The sequence below is a fragment of the Nocardioides sp. Root1257 genome (assembly GCF_001425175.1).
Classification (GTDB): Bacteria; Actinomycetota; Actinomycetes; order Propionibacteriales; family Nocardioidaceae; genus Nocardioides.
The window spans coordinates 911,223-930,679 of record NZ_LMDV01000008.1; the positions used below are offsets into that span (position 1 = coordinate 911,223).

Genomic DNA, 19,457 nt, shown 5'->3' on the forward strand with positions numbered 1-19,457 from the left:
ACGACTCAGAGGCGGTCGAGCAGCTTGCGCTTGGCCTCGTCGAACTCGGCGGGGCTCAGCACGCCGGCGTCGCGCAGGCGGGCGAGCCGCTCGAGCTCCTCGAGCGGCGTCGGCGCGTGCCCCTCGGCGGGCGGCTCGTCGGGGGCGGGCTCGGCGCGCGCCACCAGGGTGCGCAGCGCGTCGGCCATCGGCCGGACGTCGGCCTTCGGGATCCGGGAGAAGACCAGCCGGTCCTCGCCGATCGAGACGGTGAGGTAGCCGGTCATCAGGCCGACCTGCTCCTCGACCTGGGTGATCCGGTGGAACGGCACGTCGTGGCGCGGCACGGCCTCGTCGCCGATCCGGACGACGAGCCTCTCGTCGGTGAGCTCCAGGTGGGCCGGCATGCCGTCCAGGCTGCCGGTCGCCGTACGACTCTCCTCGTCCACGTCCGAAGCCTACGGCTACTCTTGGAGGCGATGAGCGAGCCGGAGTACTGCGACCTGTGTGACCTCCCGCGGAGCACCTGCATCCACGGCAACCCCCCGCCCCCGCCTCCCCCCGCTGCCTCCCGCGCGAGCACGCCGCGGGCGACGCCGGTGACCCGCCGCAAGGTGGCCCCGACGAGCGAGCCGGCCCGCGCCGTACCCCGCAAGTGGACGCCGCCGGACGCCTTCAGGCTCGTGATCCTCGAGGTGCTCGGGGAGCACGGCGGCAGCCTCGACCAGGACGACCTCTTCGAGGCGCTCGAGACGGCGATGGGGGAGCGGCTGACCACGGCCGACCACGACAAGACCCCCGAGGGCGAGCTGCGCTGGCGCTACGCCGCCCGCCGGGCCCGCCAGGCGCTGGTCTCCGAGGGCGTGATGACCAAGGGTCAGCCGGGCGTCTGGTCCCTGGCCTGATCCCTGGCCTCGAGCCCGCGCTCCGGCTGTAACGCCGGGTTATGTGCTGTTCCCACGGTGTTGCAACCGGGTGGGAACAGTCTGTAACCCGGCGTTACAGCTGACGGCGCCGGCCTCACGGGACGACCGAGGAGCCCTCCGGGAGCGGTTGGCGGCCGGTGAGGGCGAGCAGCACGTCGACGCCGAGCCCCTGTCGCAGGGCGCTGGCGCTGGCGAGGGCCAGGGTGTCGGCCAGGGCATCGGTCGGCGGCGCGAAGTCGAGGCCCGTGGCGCGGGCGATGTCGAGGCAGTGCACGGTCAGCTCGAAGGTGCGCGTCGGCAGGTAGTCGCTCACGCGCATCCCGCCGCCCGCGGTCGTGACCACCGCGTCCTCGCCCTCCAGCATGTCGAGGGCGAGCAGCGCCTCCTCGCGCTGGCCGCGCAGCGCCGCCACCGGGTCAGCGCCCAGGGCAACGCCCGCCTCGATGCCGCGCTGGTGGATCGCGTCGCGCGCCGCCCCGTGGGCCAGCAGGCTCACGACGGCGAAGTAGTCGGCCGCGTCCTCGGTCTCGACCGCCTCGGCCCGGGTGGTCAGGTACGTCGCCACGGTGACCAGCGAGCGCCCGGTGTGCCCGATCAGCGCGCGCAGGTCCCAGGTGCCGAGGCCCGCCTCGGCGTACCTCTCGAGCGGCACCCGGGCGGCCAGGTCGAGGAAGGCGTCGACCGCCAGCTCGTACGTCGCGCGGGTCTCCTGAAGTCGGGTCATGCCTCCATCGTCGGGGTAGTCCCTGACGGAACGGCCCGGTTTCTCGCTCAGCGAGAGCCATTCCGTCAGGGACTACCCCGGAGCCGCGGCCGAAGGTAAAGCCTGAAAGTCGTAGGTGTGACGGCGGTAACACCCGGGTATGGAGGTCCTGTAACCGGTTTCATCACTCGGGAGGTGACGAACGGATGCGGGCTACGATCCGCGATGTCGCACGTGAGGCGGGCGTCTCGATCGCCACGGTCTCGCGGGTGATGCGCGACTCCGCCGCCGTCCGGCCGGCCACCCGCGACCGGGTCCGGGCCGCGGCGGACGCGCTCGAGTTCGTGCCGAGCCAGCTCGGCCGCCAGCTCGCGGAGCGCCGCCACGCCGCCAACGGCATCGTCTTCCCGGACCTGTCGGGTCCCTACTACGCCGAGGTCGTGCTCGGCTACGAGACCGTCGCCGCCGAGCTCGGCCGGTCCGTCCTCATCCTCTCGACGCGCGGCCGCGACGACGCGGACGACGCCGTCCACGCGATGGCCGAGCGCTGCGACGGGTTGGTGATCCTCGGCCGCACCGTCTCCGACGCCAGCGTCGAGCGGCTCGCCGCCCGCGGCGCCAACGTCGTGCTCGTCGCCCGCCCGCCCGTCGGCGGTGTCGACTCCGTCAACGCGGAGAGCCGCACCAGCGCTCGCGCGCTCACCCAGCACCTCCTGGACCTCGGCGCCCGCCGCCTGGTCTTCGTCGGGGACCCCTCGACCTCCCCCGACGTGGCCGAGCGCTTCGCCGGGGTCCAGGAGGTATCACAGGAGGTTGAGCTCCACCACGTCGACGACCTCGACGAGACCGCGGGCGCGCACCTTGTCGGTGACTACCTGACCCGCGCCCTGCCCGACGCCTTCGTCTGCGCCAACGACGAGCTGGCGCTGGGCATGCTCGGCCGGCTCCAGGCCGCCGGCGTCGACATCCCCGGCCGGGTCAAGGTGACCGGCTGGGACGACGTGATGGCCGCGCGGTACGCCGGCCTCACCACCGTGCGCCAGCCGATGCGCGAGCTCGGCGCCACCGCCGCCCGGCTCCTCGACGAGCTCATCTCGGGCAGCCGCACGCAGCCACGTCACGACGAGCTCCCCACGGAGCTCGTGATCCGCCGCACCACCACCCTCGGGAAGGAACCACTTTCATGAAGCGCACCACCGCCACCATCGCCGGACTCGCCGTCGCCGGCCTGCTCCTGACCTCCTGCGGACGCAGCGACGACGCGGGCGCCGGAGGTGAGGCGCAGAGCACCGCGATCGCCGACGGCAAGGCGAAGGGCACCATCGAGGTCTGGGCGATGGGCACCGAGGGGGAGAAGCTCGGCGACTTCGTCGACGCGTTCGAGGACGCCAACCCCGACGCCGACGTGAAGGTCACGGCGGTGCCGTGGGAGTCGGCGCACGACAAGATCTCCACCGCCATCGCGGCCGGCAAGGGCCCCGACGTGAGCCTGATCGGCACCACCTGGATGGGCGAGTTCGCCGAGGCCGGCGGGCTGATGCCGACGCCCGAGGGCCTCGTCGACGAGGCGGACTACTTCCCGGGCGCCTGGCAGTCGACCGAGGTCGGCGGCACGTCGTACGGCGTGCCGTGGTACGTCGAGACCCGCGTGCTCTTCTACCGCAAGGACCTCGCGAAGAAGGCCGGCTGGGCCGAGGCGCCGACGAGCTGGGACGACCTCAAGAAGTTCGCCGAGGACCTGAAGTCCAAGGGCGGCGCCAAGTACGGCCTCAACCTCCAGCCCGGCCAGACCGGCTCCTGGCAGAGCTACCTGCCGTTCGCGTGGTCGGACGGCGCGACGCTCACCAACGACGACGGCACCGAGTACACGATCGACTCGCCCGAGATGGCCGAGGCGCTCGACTACTACACGTCGTACTTCGACGACGGCCTCTCGATGACCCGCACGCTCGACCCGGGCGAGCTCGAGGGCGGCTTCGCCGACGGGAGCATCGGCTCGTTCATCTCCGGGCCGTGGCACACCGGCCTGGTCGAGGACGCCGGTCTCGATGACAGCCAGTACGCCGTGGCACCGCTGCCCGGCAAGGACGACGGCATGGGTACGTCGTTCGTCGGTGGTGGCGACCTCGCCGTCTTCAAGGACACCGACAACGCCGACGGGGCCTGGAAGTTCGTGCAGTGGCTGAGCCAGCCCGACGTCCAGCAGGACTTCTACGACGAGGTCGGCGACCTGCCGTCCGTCCAGTCCGCCTGGGACACCGGCGAGCTCTCGACCGACCCGCAGCTGAAGGTCTTCGGTGAGCAGCTCAAGGAGGCGCAGTCGCCGCCGGCCGTCCCGACCTGGGAGCAGGTCGCGGCCTCGATCGACGGGCTCGTCGAGCAGGCCTCGCGCGGCGACCTCTCCGGTGAGGACGCGGTGAAGCAGATGCAGTCGGACGCGCAGTCGATCGGCACCGGGCTCTGACATGTCCGCATCGACAGGTGTCGTGGATCCGACCCGGCGCGGCCAGGCCGTCGCCGGGTGGATCCTCGCGTCGCCGTTCGTGGTGCTCTTCCTGGTGTTCACCGCGGGCCCCGTGCTCGCCAGCCTCGGGATGAGCTTCACCGACATGCGCAGCACCGACCTGCGCTCGCCGTTCGCGGTGCAGTTCGTCGGGCTCGACAACTACGTCGACCTGGTGCAGGACCCGCTGTTCCGCAAGGTCACGCTCAACACGCTGCTCTACCTGGTGCTCGGGGTCCCGCTGACGATGGGCGTGGCGCTCGCCGTCGCGGTCGGCCTCAACGGGCTGAGCCGTTCCCGCGGCTTCTTCCGGGTCGGCTTCTACCTGCCGGTGGTGACCAGCATCGTCGCGGTCTCGGTGGTGTGGAAGTACATCCTGCGCGACGAGGGCGGCCTCCTGAACGCCGCGCTCGGCTGGGTCGGGATCAACGGGCCGGCCTGGCTCGACTCCACCTCCACGGCCCTGCCGTCGCTGGTGGTGATGGCTGCCTGGCGCAACTTCGGCACGCTGATGGTGATCTTCCTGGCCGGCCTCCAGACGGTGCCGCGCGAGCAGGTCGAGGCCGCCGAGGTCGACGGCGCGTCGGCCTGGAGCCGCTTCCGCTTCATCACCCTGCCGGCGCTGCGGCCGGTGCTGCTGTTCGGCGCGGTCATCACCGGCATCGGCTACCTCCAGTTCTTCGAGGAGGCCTTCGTGATGACCAAGGGCGGACCGCTGGACTCCACCCGGTCGGTCACCTTCTTCACGTTCGACCAGTTCGGCTACGGCAACTACGGGTACGCCGCCGCCGCCAGCTACCTGCTGTTCCTGGCGATCGTGCTCCTCACCTTCTTCCAGTTCCGCCTGCTGCGGACCAAGGACTGATCGCCATGACACAGACACTCGAGAAGCCCGCGGGCACGGCCACCCCGGTCGACACCAAGCCGCCCAAGCAGCGGCGCAACGCCGACGGCATCCGTACGCCGGGCTGGCTGTACGTCGTGATGGCGGTCGGCCTCTTCGTGGTGGTGGTCCCGTTCCTCTGGATGATCGTGTCGTCCTTCAAGCCGGAGTCCGAGGTGCGCGCGATCCCGCCGACCTGGTGGCCGCACGAGGTGACGACGGAGAACTACGACCAGCTCTTCACCCGGCTCGACTTCCCGACGTACTTCCTGAACTCGGCGATCGTCGCGCTGGCGGTGACGCTCGGCAACGTCGTCTTCTGCTCGATGCTGGGCTACGCCCTGGCGAAGCTGGAGTTCCCGGGCAAGCGGCTGCTCTTCATCCTCGTCCTGGGCACCCTGATGGTGCCGGGCGTGGTGACCTTCGTGCCGCTCTTCGTGCTGACCACCAACCTCGGGCTCACCAACACGCTGCCCGGCATGATCCTGCCGTTCCTGGCCGGCCCGTTCGGCGTGTTCCTGATGCGGCAGTACATCCTCGGCCTGCCCGACGAGCTGATCCAGGCCGCCCGCGTCGACGGCGCCGGCGAGCTGACGATCTTCGCGCGGGTGATCATGCCGCTCTGCGGCCCGGCCGTCGCGACCCTCGGGGTGCTGACGTTCCTGACCTCGTGGAACAACTTCCTGTGGCCGCTGGTGGTGGCCACTTCGGAGGACAAGTACACGCTGCCCGTCGCGCTCGCGCTGTACGCCGTCGGCCAGAACGCCACCCAGTACGGCCTGCTGCTCGCCGGCTCGGTCGTCGTCGTCATCCCCGTGCTCGTCGTCTTCCTGCTCCTGCAGCGCTACATCATGCAGGGCGTCGCCATGACCGGCATCAAGTAACCCACCCCGTCAAGGAGATCCCATGCGCAACTCGGTGCGCACCGTCCTGGTCGCGCTGCTCGCGACCGTCCTGCTCGTCCCCGCCACCGCCGCCCGGGCGGACCTGGAGACCGAACGCCGCGGTCACGACCGCACCCTGGAGAGATACGCCGCGGACACCTGGCGCTCCGTGGCGGCGATGGTGGTGCCCCGGACCGGGCTGCCCGCCGACAACGTGGGCGGCGGTCTGTCGCCCGGCTCGCGGGCGGCGTACACGTCCCCGACCAACATCGGGGCCTACCTGTGGAGCACCGTCGTCGCCCGCGACGTCGGTCTGATCAGCGACCGCGCCGCGCACCGCCGGCTGGCGCGGACCGTCCACACGGTCGCCGGGCTCGAGCGGCACGACGCGTCCGGCATGTTCTACAACTGGTACAGCCCGACGACGGGGGAGAAGTTGCTGACCTTCCCCACCGACGGCAGCACGATCAAGCCGTTCCTCTCCAGCGTCGACAACGGCTGGCTGGCCACCGCACTCCTGCTCGTCTCGCGCGCCGACCCCAGCCTGCGGTCGCAGGCGAACGCGATCCGCGACGGCATGGACTTCGGCTGCTACTACAACCCCGCCGAGGGCAACGGCGGCCCGACCCCGGGCGGTCAGATCCGCGGCGGGTTCTGGGACCAGGACCCGCAGGACCCGGCCGCCGTCACCGGCGACTACTGCGGGATGGGCGCCGACGTCTGGTACACCGGCCACCACTACGGCGCCTTCAACACCGAGCCGCGGATGGCGTCCTACCTCGGCATCGCGAGCGGCCAGATCCCGGCGAAGCACTACTTCGGGACGTTCCGGACCTTCCCCAACGACACGTGCGACTGGTCGTGGACCGAGACCAAGCCCGTCGGCCAGTGGCGCACCTACTCGGTCGGTGGCGAGGACATGGACGTCTTCGAGGGCGCGCTGCCCTACCGCGGCACGAACATCGTGCCGACCTGGGGCGGCAGCATGTTCGAGGCGCTGATGGTGCCGCTCTTCGTGCCCGAGGAGACCTGGGGCCCGCGGTCCTGGGGCCGCAACCACCCGGCCTACGTGCGCGGCCAGATCGAGCACGGGCTGCGGGAGGCGAAGTACGGCTACTGGGGCTTCTCGCCGTCCAACAACCCGGCCGGCGGCTACCGCGAGTACGGCGTCGACCAGCTGGGGCTGGACGGTCCCGGCTACACATCGGACCAGGAGCGCACCACGGTCGACCAGCCGTTCGACGGCTGCCGCGCGGGCTCGCCCGCGCCGACGTCGTACGGCGACGGCGTGGTGACCCCGCACGCCTCCTTCCTCGCGCTGCGCTACGCGCCGAAGGCGGCGCTGCAGAACCTGGCCAAGCTGGCCCGGCACTTCGACGCCTACGGCAAGGGCGGCTTCTACGACGCCGTGGCCGTGCGCAGCGGGCAGGTCTCGAAGCACTACCTCTCGCTCGACCAGGGCATGGTGATGGCCGCGCTCGGGAACGCGTTGGCCGACGACGACATGCGGCGCTACGTCGCGAAGGGCGCGCTCGAGCAGAGCCTGCGCCCGCTGATGAAGCAGGAGGTCTTCGCCCGATGACGGACGCACGCACCGATTGGAACTCCCGCATCGGGATCCGCACCGGCGTCTCCTTCGCCGGCAACGCCCCGGAGCTGGTCGCACCCGACGGCCTGGTCGCCGTCGCCGGCGGCGCGCAGGTGACCCTGGACTGGAAGCCGGTCGACGGTGCGGTGGGCTACCAGGTCCACGTCGCCGAGAGCGCCGACGGCCCGTGGTCCGAGCTGGACCACGCCGGCCGCGACGTGCTCGCGGTCCCGCACCCGCCGTACGTCGACACGACCGGGACGCCGGGCGAGGAGCGGTGGTACGCCGTCGCGTCGCTCTCCGACGTCCACGTCGAGGGCGCGCTGTCGGCGCCGGTCTCGGCCGTGCCGCTCGCGTCCGCCGGCACCGTGACGGTGTCGGTGGACACCGGCTCCGACCTCGGCGAGCTGGACCGCCCGTGGCGACCGATGATCGGCTCGGAGCACCTCTCCCACGCGCTGTCGACGGACACGACCGGCGGCCGCGTGGTCGGCGAGGAGCTGTCGACGGCGCTGCGCGCGGCGCACGAGGAGCTCGGCGTCACCCACGTGCGGGCGCACGGCATCCTCTGCGACGACCTCGCGGTCTACCGCGAGGTGGACGACGAGCCGGTCCACGACTTCACGGGCGTGGACCGGGTCTACGACCACATCCGCTCGCTCGGGCTCTACCCGGTCGTCGAGGTGTCCTTCATGCCGCACGACCTCGCGAGCGACCCGTCCAAGACGGTCTTCGACTACGACGCGATCGTCTCGCCGCCCAAGGACTGGGGCCGCTGGCACGACCTGGTGCGCGACCTGACGGCCCACCTCGTCGAGCGGTACGGCGACGAGGTCGTCGAGCACTGGTCGTTCGAGGTCTGGAACGAGGCCAACCTGGAGGTGTTCTGGTCGGGCACGCCCGAGGAGTACCTCCGGCTCTACGACGTGACGGTGGCCGCCGTCCGCGCGGTCGACGACCGGCTGGTCGTCGGCGGTCCCTCGTCGGCCGCGGCCGGCTGGGTCGAGGAGCTGCTCGCCCACGCCGAGGAGACCGGCGTACCGGTCGACTTCGTCTCGACGCACACCTATGGCTCGCCGCCGCTGGACTTCCGGCCGACGCTCGCGCGCTACGGCCGGGAGGGGACGCCCATCTGGTGGACCGAGTGGGGGGTGACGCCGACGCACTTCAACGAGGTGAGCGACGCGGTCTTCGCCGGGACCTTCCTGCTGCGCGGGATGGCGTCGTCGATGGGCCGGATCGAGGCGCTCTCCTACTGGGTCGTCTCCGACCACTTCGAGGAGCTCGGCCGACCGCCGGCGCTGCTGCACGGCGGCTTCGGGCTGCGCACGGTCGGCGAGCTGCGCAAGCCGCGGTGGTGGGCGCTCGCGATGCTGGAGCGGCTCGGCCCGCGGCGGCTCGCGACCTCGCTCACCGGCGACGGCGCCGGCTCCCTGGTCGAGGTGATCTCGACCCGGGACACCGGGATCACCACCCTGCTCTGGAACCTGACGCTCGACCAGACCAAGGCGGCGGGCTCCGACGAGCTCGCCCGCGACGTCCGGCTCGAGGTCACGGGCCTCGAGCCGGGCGCGACGTACCAGCTCGTCCACGAGCGCGTCGACCAGCTGCACTCCAACGTCGCCGCGGCGTGGGGACGACTGCGCGAGGACGGCCAGGACTGGCCGACCGAGGAGCAGTGGGCACAGCTGCGGGCGGCGGACCGCCTGGAGGAGGCGGAGCCGGCGGGGGCGTTCGTGGCGGACGCCGCCGGGACGGTGAGCATCGAGCTGACGCTGCCGATGCCGGCGATGAGCCTGCTGACCCTCTCGTGACCCTGTCCTGACCACCGGCGGGGGTTTTGTCCGAAATGCACGACGGGGCGTTGCCTCGGTCCTAGCCTCAGGTGTCTGTCCCACCAACCTGAGGACTGTGTCATGACCGAGAGCAACGACCCGACTCCCGTTTCGGACCCGGCGGCCGCCCCGCCGCCGTACGGCACTCCCGCCCCCGGCGGTGGTGTCCCCGCTCCCGCGATGGCCGGCGGCCCGCTGGCCCCGATGGCTGGCCCGGCCGACGGGCCGATCGGCAAGGTCCGCAGCACCGGCACCTGCGTGCTGCTGACGATCGTCACGCTCGGCTTCTACACCTGGTACTGGTACTACAAGACGCACGACGAGATGAAGCAGCACACGGGCAACGGCATCGGCGGCCCGATCGCGCTGATCCTGGCGATCCTCGTCGGCATCGTGATGCCGTTCCTCACCCCCAACGAGGTCGGCGGGCTCTACGAGCGCAAGGGTCAGCCGAAGCCGGTCGGCGCCGCCACCGGTCTCTGGTACCTGCTGCTGGGCTGGTTCTTCCTGGTCGGCGCCATCGTGTGGTTCGTGAAGACCAACGGCGCGCTCAACGAGTACTGGAAGTCGCAGGGCGCCACCGCCTGACGGCTCCGTTTGTGTCGTAGGTCACCGGGTACGGGACCTGCATGCACAAGCGTCTGTGTGTCGCGGCCGCGGTGCTGAGCACCGCGGCCGCCGGCACGATCCTCGTCCCGACGACCGCCGACGCCAGGTCGGCGCCGCCGCCATCGACGGCGGTCTCGGCGGCGCCGACCGCGAAGTCGACCTGGACCGAGGCCGACAAGACGGGCTTCGGGACCTCCCGCACGCGCGGCAGCAACGTCTGGTTCACGCTGCAGGGCGGCCGGGTGAGCGAGGTCTTCTACCCGGACCTCTCGACGCCGAGCGTGCGCACCCTCGAGCTGGTCGTCGTCGGCCCCGACTTCGTCGACCGCCCCTCGGCGAGGGCCGCCGTCAGTCGCCCCGACCCGCAGAGCCTCCGGTTCGCGCAGTCCGGCAACCGGCACCCCGGCCGCTACCGGCTCACCCAGCAGGTCGTCACCGACCCCGCTCACGACACCCTCGTGGTGCGTGCCCACCTGGAGTCCCTCGACGGCGGGCGCTACCGGCTGTTCGCGCTCTACGACCCGGCGCTGGGCAACGACGGGATGGACGACCGGGGCACCAGCACGGCTCACGCGCTCAGCGCGACCGACGGAGCCGTCGCCACGACGCTGCGGTCGAGTCCCGCGTTGATGGAGACGTCCAGCGGCCTGGTGGGCTCCGACTTCGACCCCTGGCCCGACCTGCGCGCGGACGGCGATCTCGACCACACCTACCGCACCGCGGGCCCCGGCAACGTGGTCCAGGTCGGCCGGATCGGTGGTGTCGCCCGACCCGCCCGCGCGCTGGACGCGACGCTGTCCCTCGGGTTCGGCGCCGGGCCGCGGCAGTCCGCGCGAGCAGCCGGTGCCACCGCAGCGACCGGGTGGTCGCGGACGGCGACGCAGTACGACGCCGGCTGGCGCCGCTACCTGGCCGGCCTGCGGAGCGTGCCGGCGAGCGCGGCCTCCGTGCGCGACCAGTACCTCGCGTCCGAGCTGGTCCTCGCCGCCGCCGAGGACAAGGTGCACCGCGGCGCGTTCATCGCCTCGCCCTCCGCGCCGTGGGTGTGGGGCGACGAGGTCCCCGACCTCTCCTCCCCGTCCGGCGCCTACCACCTGGTCTGGTCCCGCGACGCGTACCAGTTCGGCACCGCCCTGTGGGCGATGGGGGACCGGGCCGCCTCCCGACGGATGGTCGACTGGCTCTTCGGCACCCAGCAGAAGAAGGACGGCTCCTTCCCCCAGAACTCCGACGTGTCGGGCAAGCCGGTCTGGGGAGACCTCCAGCTCGACGAGGTCGCGCTGCCGATCGTGCTCGCCCACCTCACCGGCAAGCGGGACGCCGCGACCTGGCGCGGGGTGCGCAAGGCGGCGCACTTCCTGGTGACCTTCCGCGACGACGAGAGCGGCCGCCGCGCGCCGTACAGCCCGCAGGAGCGCTGGGAGAACCAGTCGGGCTACTCACCCAACTCGATCGCCGCGCAGATCGCCGGGCTCGTCGCCGCGGCCGACCTGGCGCGGACGAAGGGCCACCCCGACCTGGCCCGGAGGTGGCTGGCGGTCGCGGACCGGTGGCAGGCCGCGGTCAAGCGCTGGACCGTGACCCGCACCGGCGCGCTCTCGGACGGTCCCTACTTCCTGCGCCTGACCAAGGACGGCCGACCCGACCGCGGCACGACGTACGCGATGGGCGACGGCGGCCCGAAGAAGATCGACCAGCGGCGCGTCGTCGACCCGAGCTTCCTCGACCTGGTGCGCCTCGGGATCCTGCCCCCGAACGACCGGGCCGTCCGCAACAGCCTCGACGTGGTGGACCAGCAGCTGAAGGTCGAGACGCCGAACGGCCCGTTCTGGCACCGCTTCACGCGCGACGGGTACGGCGAGACCCGCACCGGCGGCGAGTGGGTCATCACCGACCCGGGTGCCCATCGCACCTTCGGGCGGGGCTGGCCGATCCTCACCGGTGAGCGGGGCGAGTACGCCGTCGCCGCTGGAGGGGACGCCTCGGCGTACCTCACCACCATGGCGTCGGCAGCCGGACCCAGCGACATGCTCGCCGAGCAGGTCTGGGACCGCCGGGCGCCCGGCGGACGGGCGTGCTGCCCGGTCGGCGAGGGGACGCGGTCGGCGACGCCACTGGTGTGGTCGCACGCGGAGCTGGTGCGACTGGCCTGGTCGATCCAGCGCGGTCGACCGGTCGACCAGCCGGCGATCGTGGTCGACCGCTACGTGCGCTGAGTGTCGACGGCGACCTCGCCGCCGAGGCGGGCGCCGCCGAGGAGCTCGAGGTCGTCGCCGGACCAGAACCTGCCCGGGTCGTAGTAGTTCGTCGGGCGGTCGCTGCCGAGCAGGCCCATGGCCTCGTACGTCGCCGCGACCACCTCGGCGCAGTAGGTCAGCTCGGCGGAGGCGGCGCGCCGTACCCGGCCCCGCGCCCAGCGGCCGACCAGCTTCGCGGTCGAGGGGAACGGCGTCCCGTCGAGGCGCGCGATCGTCCTCATCACCGCGTCCTCCATCTCCCGCGTGACCGTCGCGTCGAGCTGGCGGAGCCACGCCTGCTGCTCGTAGCGCCCGGTCCACTGGACCACGGCCTCGCGCAGGTCGTGCAGCTGGACGCCGCGGTGGTGGCTGTCGGTCCACACGTCCCGCAGGCCCTTGCCGAGCTCGGCGTGCCACATCAGCGGCGGCAGGTCGTCGATCACGACCGCCATCCCGACGTGGTTGACGGGCGCGTTGGTCACGACCCGGATAGCGTGGTCGGCAGCCGACCTGCCGCGGAAGAGCCAGAGGTCCCCGGTACGCGTCAGGTCGACCGCCTGGTCGAGCGCCAGGGTCATGCGTGGTCCAGGGTCATGGAGGAGTCCTCGTGAAGCTGTGGAAGGTGCTCGGGCTGGCCGGGCTGGCCGGAGTGGCCGCGTCCGGGGCCATCATCGCGCGTGACCAGCGCAAGCGGACGCAGCTCTCGCCGGAGCAGGTCCGCGACCGGCTCCACGAGCGGCTCGCCGAGAGCGAGTCGGACTGATCCGCCGGGGCCTGGCCTGGGTCGTCCTGGTGGTGGCACTCGCCGCCTGCAGCTCCGACCCCGCGCCGGCACCGGCGCCCTCGCCGTCGGCGTCACCCACGCCGTCGGCGACGAGCACCCCGGAGCCCGAGCAGGGAGCCTGGGTGACCTCGCCGACCGACCCGACCCGGAGGCTGCTGCCGGTCGGGCCCGTGGACGACCCGGGGCCGGCGAACGTGGTGCTGGACCCGTCCGTCGAGCGCCAGACCTGGTGGGGGACCGGCGCCGCGCTGACGGACGCCTCACGCTCGTTGCTGTCCGGGCGCGGTGACCTCCTGGACCTCCTGTTCTCGCCGACATCGCCGAACGGCGCCCGCCTCACCCTGCTCCGGCTGCCGCTGTCGGCGACGGACTTCTCGCCCTCGTTGTGGACCTGGGCGTGGGACGGCTCCAGCGCGGTGCCACCGGAGCAGGCGGTGGCGGCGGCCGACCTCGTGCGCGACGAGATCCTGACCCTCCGGCCCGACCTGCGGGTCGTCGGCGCCCCGTGGACCGCCCCGTCGTCGATGAAGGACGGCGGCTCGCTGCGCGGGGGCGCGCTCTCCGGCGCCGCGGAGGCGTCGTACGCCGACCTGCTGGTCGCGCAGGCGTCGTGGCTGCGCGACCACGGCGTACCTCTCGCGGCGACGACGCTCGGCAACGAGCCGGGGCTCGGCCTCGACTACGCGTCGATGACGATGAGCGACGACCAGCTGGCACGGCTGGGTGCCGCGGTCGGCCCGCGCCTGCACGAGCTCGGCACCGAGCTGTGGGCGCTGGACCACAACTGGTCGGACCGGCCGCGGGTCGACGCCGTGCAGGCCGCCTCGGGCGGCTTCGACGCGGCCGCGTTCCACTGCTACCAGGGCTCGCCGTCCTCGATGGCCGGCCTGAGGGTCCCGCGCTTGGTGACCGAGTGCAGCGGCACGACCGACGACCCGACCGCGACGTTCGCCTACGACGCGAGGGTGCTGGTCGCCGAGGCGGTCGCGGCCGGCTCGTCGGGGCTGATGATGTGGAACCTCGCGCTCGACCCCGCGCACGGGCCGCTCGACGCCGGGTCGCAGTGGGGGTGCAAGGACTGCCGCGGGCTGCTCACCGTCACCCCGACGTCGGCCGTGGCGGAGCCGGAGTTCTGGACACTCGCGCACCTGTCCCGCGCGGCCTCGCCCGGCGCCCGTGTGATCGACGTGCGGGCACCGGCCGGGGTCGACGCGGCCGCCTTCGCCGACCCCGACGGCACGCTCGGCCTCTTCGCCCACAACGACACCGGCGCGGCGGTCACGCTGCGCGTCGGCGTGGCCGGCGGAGCCGTGCGCGCGTACGTCGTACGACCGGGTGAGCTCTTCACCGTCCGGGGGCTCCCAGCCGGCTCCCAGTGACCTCCAAGAACGGGCACGCAGGATGAGCGTGCTCGCCAGGGTGGCGGGCACCAACCCGAGAGGAACCCGCCATGAAGGTCATGAGGAACGAGCGGCGCCAGGCCTGGCGCGCGCTGTCGAGCGAGGACAAGCACCAGCGACTCCAGGCGATGCGCGAGCGGCAGCAGAGCCAGGTCCAGTTCGAGATGCTGCGCCTGCACTCGCACGTGCGATGAGCTGCGCTGTGTCTTGTGCACACCCGGGTCCGGGACGTCATACGAATCGTGGTCTCTGCACCACCGTTGGTATGACCTCCCGGACCTGGCTGCGTTTCAGGCGGTCGCCGCGCGCACTCGGTCGGCGATGCGGGTGAGCCACTCGCGGTAGGTGAGGTTGTCGGGGGCTCGCACCTGGCAGCCAAGGTCGTCCACGAAAGCCTCGAGCGCAGCTTCGGTGGGCAGCGCTCGAAGCGCACGGTCGATTTCGGAGGGCAGGGCAGGTGCGAGATCAGGGGAATCGACGACGAAGAGGTCGATGTTCTCGTCGATCGTGCCGAAGGCGTCGAAGTCCTGGTGAAGGTAGGCACCCATGAGATGCCACAGGGCAGGCCACTCTGCCTCGCTCGCGGCAGTCACGGCTGGGGGAATCCGGTGATGAGTCTCCAGCCGCTCGGCATCCTCGAGTCAAGCTCGAGCACGGCCCTTACCCCGGTGACGTCGGAGATCGCGCCCGTCTTGTTCATCGTCTGCCCCGTTGTGTAGCCCATGTCTCCATCCAGTCGAATCCGCTTTGCCGAACCCGAGAGCCACGCCCGAATTTGACCTTGGTGCGCCTCGATCAGATTAGACAGTGTGCCTTCTGCCGACTCGACATCCGGGAAGGTCGAGGCACTCTTCTTCCCGCGAACCTCGATCTGAAAGCGCAGGTCGGAGCGGGACTGCCCTACGTGGTCGCCGACCGTGTGACTCCCCGAGTGCTCGTTGCGGGCTAGCCATCCGGGCCGCTGCTGCATTACTCGACTGGTCGAACGCGCCTCCGTCATCAAGATCCGCGCACCGTTGACCCGCTCGGTGGTGACGGCGACCTCGCCAGCGGTCACGGCGACCGGGCGTGCGGCGAGTGCCGAACCGCCCGTCAGCACGCGCAGGGATTCGAGGATGCCGCGGGCCCTGGCGCTGGCGGAGGCGAGGCGGGCGGCGCCGGCGCTGCCGGCGATACCAGCCGCGGTGCCGCCGGAGAAGAAGGTGAGGCCGCCGGCGAGGATGGCGCCGATCGCGAGCTCCTCGACGAGGTCCTCCAGGAGAGAGCGGAGCTCGGAGCGCTTGGTGTCGACGTGGTCGGCGTACTCGTAGCAGGCCGAGCCGAGGGCGCCGAGCTGGCCGGCGAGGTCGAGGACCTGGCTGCGGATGTCACCGACCACGGCGACGGCCACCGGGATCTCGGGGGAGCGCTCGCCGTCGAGGGCCGCGAGCGCGGAGCCGCAGTGTGCCTCGAGAAGGCCGACGGCCTCGCCGGCCGCGGTCCAGGCGGCGCCGGCGGCGCGGACGCGGTCGGTGTCGGCGTTGGGCCAGAACACGTCGGCCAGCAGGTCGAGCACCATGCCCGCGGGCCCGCCCGGGCCGCCGTCGTCGGCACCGAGCGAGGACGGCGGGGGAGCGAGGCGTACGCCGACGGTGCGGTCGGCCACCGTCGGCGGGCCGACCACGGCGCGCGCCCAGCCGGGCAGCGTCGATTGCGCATCCGCCCGGGCATGGTTGGCGAGTGACGCCTCGACCATCCGGCCCAGCACGCCGAACGCGCCGACCGTCGACTCCAGTGCCGCGATCGACGCCGTCGCCGCCTCGTCGTACGACGACGCGAAGTCGGTCGCGGTCGAGTCGTCACCGGCCATCCCGCCGTAGGTCCGCAACCGTCCCGCCAGCCGGGTCGCGGCCTGGGCGGCCAGCTCGTTGCCGCTGACCAGCGCCTCGACCGCGGACGCGTAGCCCTGCTCGTGGACCGCCAGCCTCATGACGGCAGCCTCATGAGACCTGCTCCCACATCCGCAGGTTGGTCGAGGCGGCGTCGACGTAGTTGCCGTGCGCCAACCGGCCCGCGGTGCCCATCGCGGCCAGCGCCTCGCACATCTCCCGAAAGCCGGTCTCCCACTCCGTCTGGGCAGCGGCGTGGGCGTCGGTCGCCGCTCCACTCCAGACGACGTGCAGCTCCGTGACCCGGCGCTCGACCTCGTCGAGCCGCTCGTCGAGCGCGGCGGCGCACCGCGCGAGCGACGCGATCGTCTCGTCGAGCAGGTCGAGGTCGACGGCGAACATCAGCCCAGCCTCGCCGTGAGTCGGCCGACCGCCGCGGCGCCGTCGCGGTCGGTGGTCACGAACGACCGCTCCACGCCCCGCAGCAGGTCGGTCATCGCCTCCAGGCCGTCGAGCACCCGATCGGCTCCGGCCTGCCAGTCGGCCCAGCCTTCGTCGTACGCCGTCGCAGCGGCACCGCTCCAGCCGCCGTCGAGCAGCGTCTCCACCTGCCTCGATGCGCGGTCGCGGTCGGCGTGGAGCCGGGCTGCGATCGCCCCGAGCTCGGTGACGAGGTCCTGGAAGGCCATGAACAGCAGCATCCCCGGGCCAGAGGCCCGGGGACACCACCGTTCGTCGATCTGTGGATAACTCTCGCCGTACGGCGACTACGGCAGCGGGTCGACCTCGTCGTACCCACCGACGCCGGCGGCGAGCAGCCCCAGGTGGTGGTTGCCGTCGCCCAGCAGGTGGTCGAGGGCAGTGAGCCGGCTGGTGTAGGTGCCGATGCTGTACTCCGCCGTCATGCCGATGCCGCCGTGCAGCTGGATCGCCTCCTGGCCGATGTGCCGGCCGGCGCGGCTGACGCCGAGCGACGCCCGGGCCGCGGCGGTGGACGCCTCTTCGCCGGAGCCCTCGGCGAGCACCATCGACGCCCAGGTCGCGAGGCTGCGGGCCAGCTCGAGCGACACGTACATGTCGGCCGAGCGGAAGTTCAGCGCCTGGAACGTGTTGAGCGTGACGCCGAACTGCTTGCGGCTCTTGAGGTACGCCGTGGTGTTCTCGAGCGCTACCTCCATCAGCCCGATCGCCTCGTTGCAGGCGGTGATCCGGGCGATGTCGAGCACCCGCCCGATCACGCCGGCCCGGTCCGCGGCGTCCCCGAGGGGCGTGGCGGGGGTCTCGGACAGCGTGACCTTCGCGGCCCGGCCGCCGTCGTGGGTGGCGTAGCCGTCGCGGGAGAGCCCGGACGCGTCGCCGGCGACCACGAACAGGCCGGTGCCACCGTCGGGCAGGGCCGCGCTGACGACCAGCACGTCCGCGCGTACGCCGTTCGGCACCGGCTCCTTGACGCCGGAGAGCGTCCACCCGTCGCCGGCCTCGGTGGCGGTGACGCCCGAGGCGGTCGGCTGCCAGCGCGAGCCGGGCTCGGCGTGCGCGAACGTCGGCACCAGCTCGCCGCCCGAGAGGGCGCCGAGCAGCTCGGTCTTCTGCTCCTCCGAGCCCGTGGCGGCGATCAGGCCGCCGGCGAGCACGACGGAGGTCAGGAACGGCTCGGGCGCGACGACCCGGCCGATCTCCTGGGCCACGATGCCGACCTCGATCGCGCCGGCGCCCATGCCGCCGTACTGCTCGTCGAACGGGAGGCCGAGGATGCCCATCTCGGCGAGCTGGGTCCAGACCTTCTCGCTGAAGCCCGGGTCCTCGGCCGCCGTGCGACGCCGGTTCTCGAAGTCGGAGTAGGCCTTGCCGACCAGGCCGCGCACGGCCTCGCGCAGCGCCTGCTGCTCCTCGTCATAGGTGAAGTCCATCAGTCCCCCTCAGAGTCCCAGGATCGTGCGGGCGATGATCTGGCGCTGCACCTCGTTGGAGCCGCCGTAGATCGATGCCTTGCGGAAGTTCAGGTAGACCGGCACGGAGTGCGTGGCCCACCAGGGCAGGTCGGACTCGTCGCGGGCGCCGCTCGCGGCCGAGGCCGGCCCGGCCAGGTCGACGATCAGCTCGGTCACGGCCTGCTGGAGCTCGGTGCCCTTGAGCTTGAGCACCGACGACGCCGGGTGCGGCTTGCCGTCGGCGGAGTTGGCCACCACGCGCAGAGCGGTGAGCTCGAGGGCGAGCAGCTCGTTCTCGAGCTCGGCGATCCGGGTCGAGACCAGCGGGTCGTCGCGCAGGGTGGTGCCGTCGCCGGTCGAGATCGTCGCCGCCCACTCCTTGGCCTGCGCCAGGGAGCTCTTGGTGGCGCCCACCGGGGCGACGCCGACGCGCTCGTTGCCGAGCAGGAACTTGGCGTAGTCCCAGGCCCGGTTCTCCTCGCCGACGAGGTTCTCGACGGGCACGCGGACGTTGTCGAACCAGACCTCGTTGACCTCGTGGCCGCCGTCGATCAGCTCGATGGGGCGTACGTCGACCCCCTCGGAGGTCATGTCGATCAGCAGCAGCGAGATGCCGGCCTGCTTCTTCACGTCCGGGTTGGTGCGCACCAGCGTGAAGATCCAGTCGCCGTACTGGCCGAGCGTGGTCCAGGTCTTCTGGCCGTTCACGACGTACTCGTCGCCGTCGCGCACGGCGCTGGTGCGCAGCGACGCGAGGTCGGAGCCGGCGTCGGGCTCGGAGAACCCCTGGGACCACCAGATGTCGAGGTTCGCGGTCTTCGGGAGGAAGCGCTCCTTCATCTCCTGCGAGGCGAACTGCGCGATCACCGGGCCGATCATCGAGGCGTTGAACGCCAGCGGGGTCGGGACGTACGCGCGCTGCATCTCCTCGTGCCAGATGTGCCGGCGCAGCGGGGTCCAGTCCTGGCCACCCCACTCGACGGGCCAGTTGGGCACGGCCAGCCCGGCCTCGTTGAGGATCTGCATGCTCTGGACGAACGCGTCCTTGCCGAGCTCGCGGCGGTCGCGTACGGCGTCGCGGATCTCCTGCGGGATCTTCGTGGTGAAGAACTCCCGCATCTGGTCGCGGAACTCGGCGTCCTCCGCCGACAGCGCCAGCTGCATCTGGGCACCTCCTGGTGGCTCCTAGTGAACAGACACATCATGCCGCGTCGACGAAGCGACCGCTCAGTAACCTCCCGTCGCGAGCACAAAATCGGGTAGTTCACCGGCCCGTCCGCAGTGATTTTGCATTCCGTCGGCCACCCTCCTGGATCCGACGTAGCCT

Annotated in this window: 21 protein-coding genes; 12 read left to right on the forward strand and 9 right to left on the reverse strand. The window is 72.0% G+C overall.

What is annotated here, in order from left to right:
• Positions 1-5 precede the first annotated feature (5 nt).
• Positions 6-428: an SHOCT domain-containing protein gene (locus ASC77_RS27210; RefSeq protein WP_056152906.1), complete on the reverse strand. Its 423-nt coding sequence runs from the start codon at positions 426-428 to the stop codon at positions 6-8.
• A 30-nt stretch (positions 429-458) separates the two neighbouring features.
• On the opposite strand from ASC77_RS27210, the gene ASC77_RS12400 reads away from it, so the two are divergent.
• Complete coding sequence (locus ASC77_RS12400; RefSeq protein ID WP_056152909.1) at positions 459-884, forward strand: hypothetical protein; 426 nt, start codon at positions 459-461, stop codon at positions 882-884.
• 115 nt (positions 885-999) lie between these two features.
• Here the strand turns inward: ASC77_RS12400 and ASC77_RS12405 are convergent, their stop codons facing one another.
• Positions 1,000-1,629: a maleylpyruvate isomerase N-terminal domain-containing protein gene (locus tag ASC77_RS12405; RefSeq protein WP_056152911.1), complete on the reverse strand. Its 630-nt coding sequence runs from the start codon at positions 1,627-1,629 to the stop codon at positions 1,000-1,002.
• A 185-nt stretch (positions 1,630-1,814) separates the two neighbouring features.
• On the opposite strand from ASC77_RS12405, the gene ASC77_RS12410 reads away from it, so the two are divergent.
• The 8 genes from ASC77_RS12410 (at position 1,815) to ASC77_RS12445 (ending at position 12,126) form a co-directional block, all read left to right on the forward strand.
• Entirely contained in the window at positions 1,815-2,795 is a 981-nt protein-coding gene (locus tag ASC77_RS12410; RefSeq protein ID WP_056152914.1) for a LacI family DNA-binding transcriptional regulator, read from the forward strand.
• Positions 2,792-4,072 carry a sugar ABC transporter substrate-binding protein gene (locus ASC77_RS12415; RefSeq protein WP_056152917.1) on the forward strand — a complete coding sequence of 427 codons (1,281 nt, stop codon included), beginning with the start codon at positions 2,792-2,794 and terminating at the stop codon, positions 4,070-4,072. The genes ASC77_RS12410 and ASC77_RS12415 overlap by 4 nt, the downstream gene beginning before the upstream one ends.
• Position 4,073: 1 nt before the next feature.
• Positions 4,074-4,976, forward strand: a complete 903-nt coding sequence (locus ASC77_RS12420; protein ID WP_056152920.1) for a carbohydrate ABC transporter permease — start codon at positions 4,074-4,076, stop codon at positions 4,974-4,976.
• A gap of 5 nt (positions 4,977-4,981) precedes the next feature.
• Positions 4,982-5,878, forward strand: coding sequence for a carbohydrate ABC transporter permease (locus tag ASC77_RS12425; RefSeq protein WP_082574662.1), 897 nt, complete (start codon positions 4,982-4,984; stop codon positions 5,876-5,878).
• 22 nt (positions 5,879-5,900) lie between these two features.
• Positions 5,901-7,460, forward strand: a complete 1,560-nt coding sequence (locus tag ASC77_RS12430) for a glucoamylase family protein (protein ID WP_056152922.1) — start codon at positions 5,901-5,903, stop codon at positions 7,458-7,460.
• Complete coding sequence (locus tag ASC77_RS12435; protein ID WP_056152925.1) at positions 7,457-9,280, forward strand: GH39 family glycosyl hydrolase; 1,824 nt, start codon at positions 7,457-7,459, stop codon at positions 9,278-9,280. The genes ASC77_RS12430 and ASC77_RS12435 overlap by 4 nt, the downstream gene beginning before the upstream one ends.
• A gap of 102 nt (positions 9,281-9,382) precedes the next feature.
• Entirely contained in the window at positions 9,383-9,889 is a 507-nt protein-coding gene (locus ASC77_RS12440) for a DUF4234 domain-containing protein (protein WP_200944972.1), read from the forward strand.
• A 41-nt stretch (positions 9,890-9,930) separates the two neighbouring features.
• On the forward strand, positions 9,931-12,126 hold the full coding sequence (locus tag ASC77_RS12445) for a glycoside hydrolase family 15 protein (RefSeq protein ID WP_056152926.1): 2,196 nt from the start codon (positions 9,931-9,933) through the stop codon (positions 12,124-12,126).
• On the opposite strand, the gene ASC77_RS12450 is transcribed toward ASC77_RS12445, so the two are convergent.
• Complete coding sequence (locus ASC77_RS12450) at positions 12,114-12,725, reverse strand: hypothetical protein (protein WP_056152929.1); 612 nt, start codon at positions 12,723-12,725, stop codon at positions 12,114-12,116. The two genes, ASC77_RS12445 and ASC77_RS12450, sit on opposite strands and share 13 nt — an antisense overlap.
• Positions 12,726-12,754: 29 nt before the next feature.
• Here ASC77_RS12450 and ASC77_RS26640 point away from each other — a divergent pair, with 29 nt between their 5' ends.
• From ASC77_RS26640 to ASC77_RS26645, 3 genes are all read left to right on the forward strand, one after another.
• Positions 12,755-12,910, forward strand: a complete 156-nt coding sequence (locus ASC77_RS26640; protein WP_156391054.1) for a hypothetical protein — start codon at positions 12,755-12,757, stop codon at positions 12,908-12,910.
• Positions 12,911-12,939: 29 nt separating this feature from the next.
• A complete protein-coding gene (locus tag ASC77_RS12455) occupies positions 12,940-14,310 on the forward strand; it encodes a glycoside hydrolase family 30 protein (RefSeq protein WP_056152932.1) in 1,371 nt (456 codons plus the stop codon).
• 71 nt (positions 14,311-14,381) lie between these two features.
• Entirely contained in the window at positions 14,382-14,525 is a 144-nt protein-coding gene (locus ASC77_RS26645) for a hypothetical protein (RefSeq protein ID WP_156391055.1), read from the forward strand.
• Positions 14,526-14,621: 96 nt separating this feature from the next.
• Here the strand turns inward: ASC77_RS26645 and ASC77_RS12460 are convergent, their stop codons facing one another.
• The 6 genes from ASC77_RS12460 to ASC77_RS12485 all read right to left on the reverse strand — a co-directional run bounded on the left by ASC77_RS12460 (position 14,622) and on the right by ASC77_RS12485 (position 19,294).
• Positions 14,622-14,924, reverse strand: coding sequence for a contact-dependent growth inhibition system immunity protein (locus tag ASC77_RS12460; RefSeq protein ID WP_056152936.1), 303 nt, complete (start codon positions 14,922-14,924; stop codon positions 14,622-14,624).
• Entirely contained in the window at positions 14,921-16,300 is a 1,380-nt protein-coding gene (locus ASC77_RS12465; protein ID WP_056152939.1) for an RNase A-like domain-containing protein, read from the reverse strand. Before ASC77_RS12465 ends, ASC77_RS12460 begins: the two co-directional genes overlap by 4 nt.
• 10 nt (positions 16,301-16,310) lie before the next feature.
• A complete protein-coding gene (locus ASC77_RS12470) occupies positions 16,311-16,601 on the reverse strand; it encodes a WXG100 family type VII secretion target (protein ID WP_056152943.1) in 291 nt (96 codons plus the stop codon).
• Positions 16,601-16,888: a WXG100 family type VII secretion target gene (locus tag ASC77_RS12475; protein WP_162249823.1), complete on the reverse strand. Its 288-nt coding sequence runs from the start codon at positions 16,886-16,888 to the stop codon at positions 16,601-16,603. The genes ASC77_RS12470 and ASC77_RS12475 overlap by 1 nt, the downstream gene beginning before the upstream one ends.
• Before the next feature lie 78 nt (positions 16,889-16,966).
• A complete protein-coding gene (locus ASC77_RS12480) occupies positions 16,967-18,109 on the reverse strand; it encodes an acyl-CoA dehydrogenase family protein (RefSeq protein WP_056152949.1) in 1,143 nt (380 codons plus the stop codon).
• A gap of 9 nt (positions 18,110-18,118) precedes the next feature.
• A complete protein-coding gene (locus ASC77_RS12485; protein ID WP_056152952.1) occupies positions 18,119-19,294 on the reverse strand; it encodes an acyl-CoA dehydrogenase family protein in 1,176 nt (391 codons plus the stop codon).
• Between the last annotated feature and the right edge of the window lie 163 nt (positions 19,295-19,457).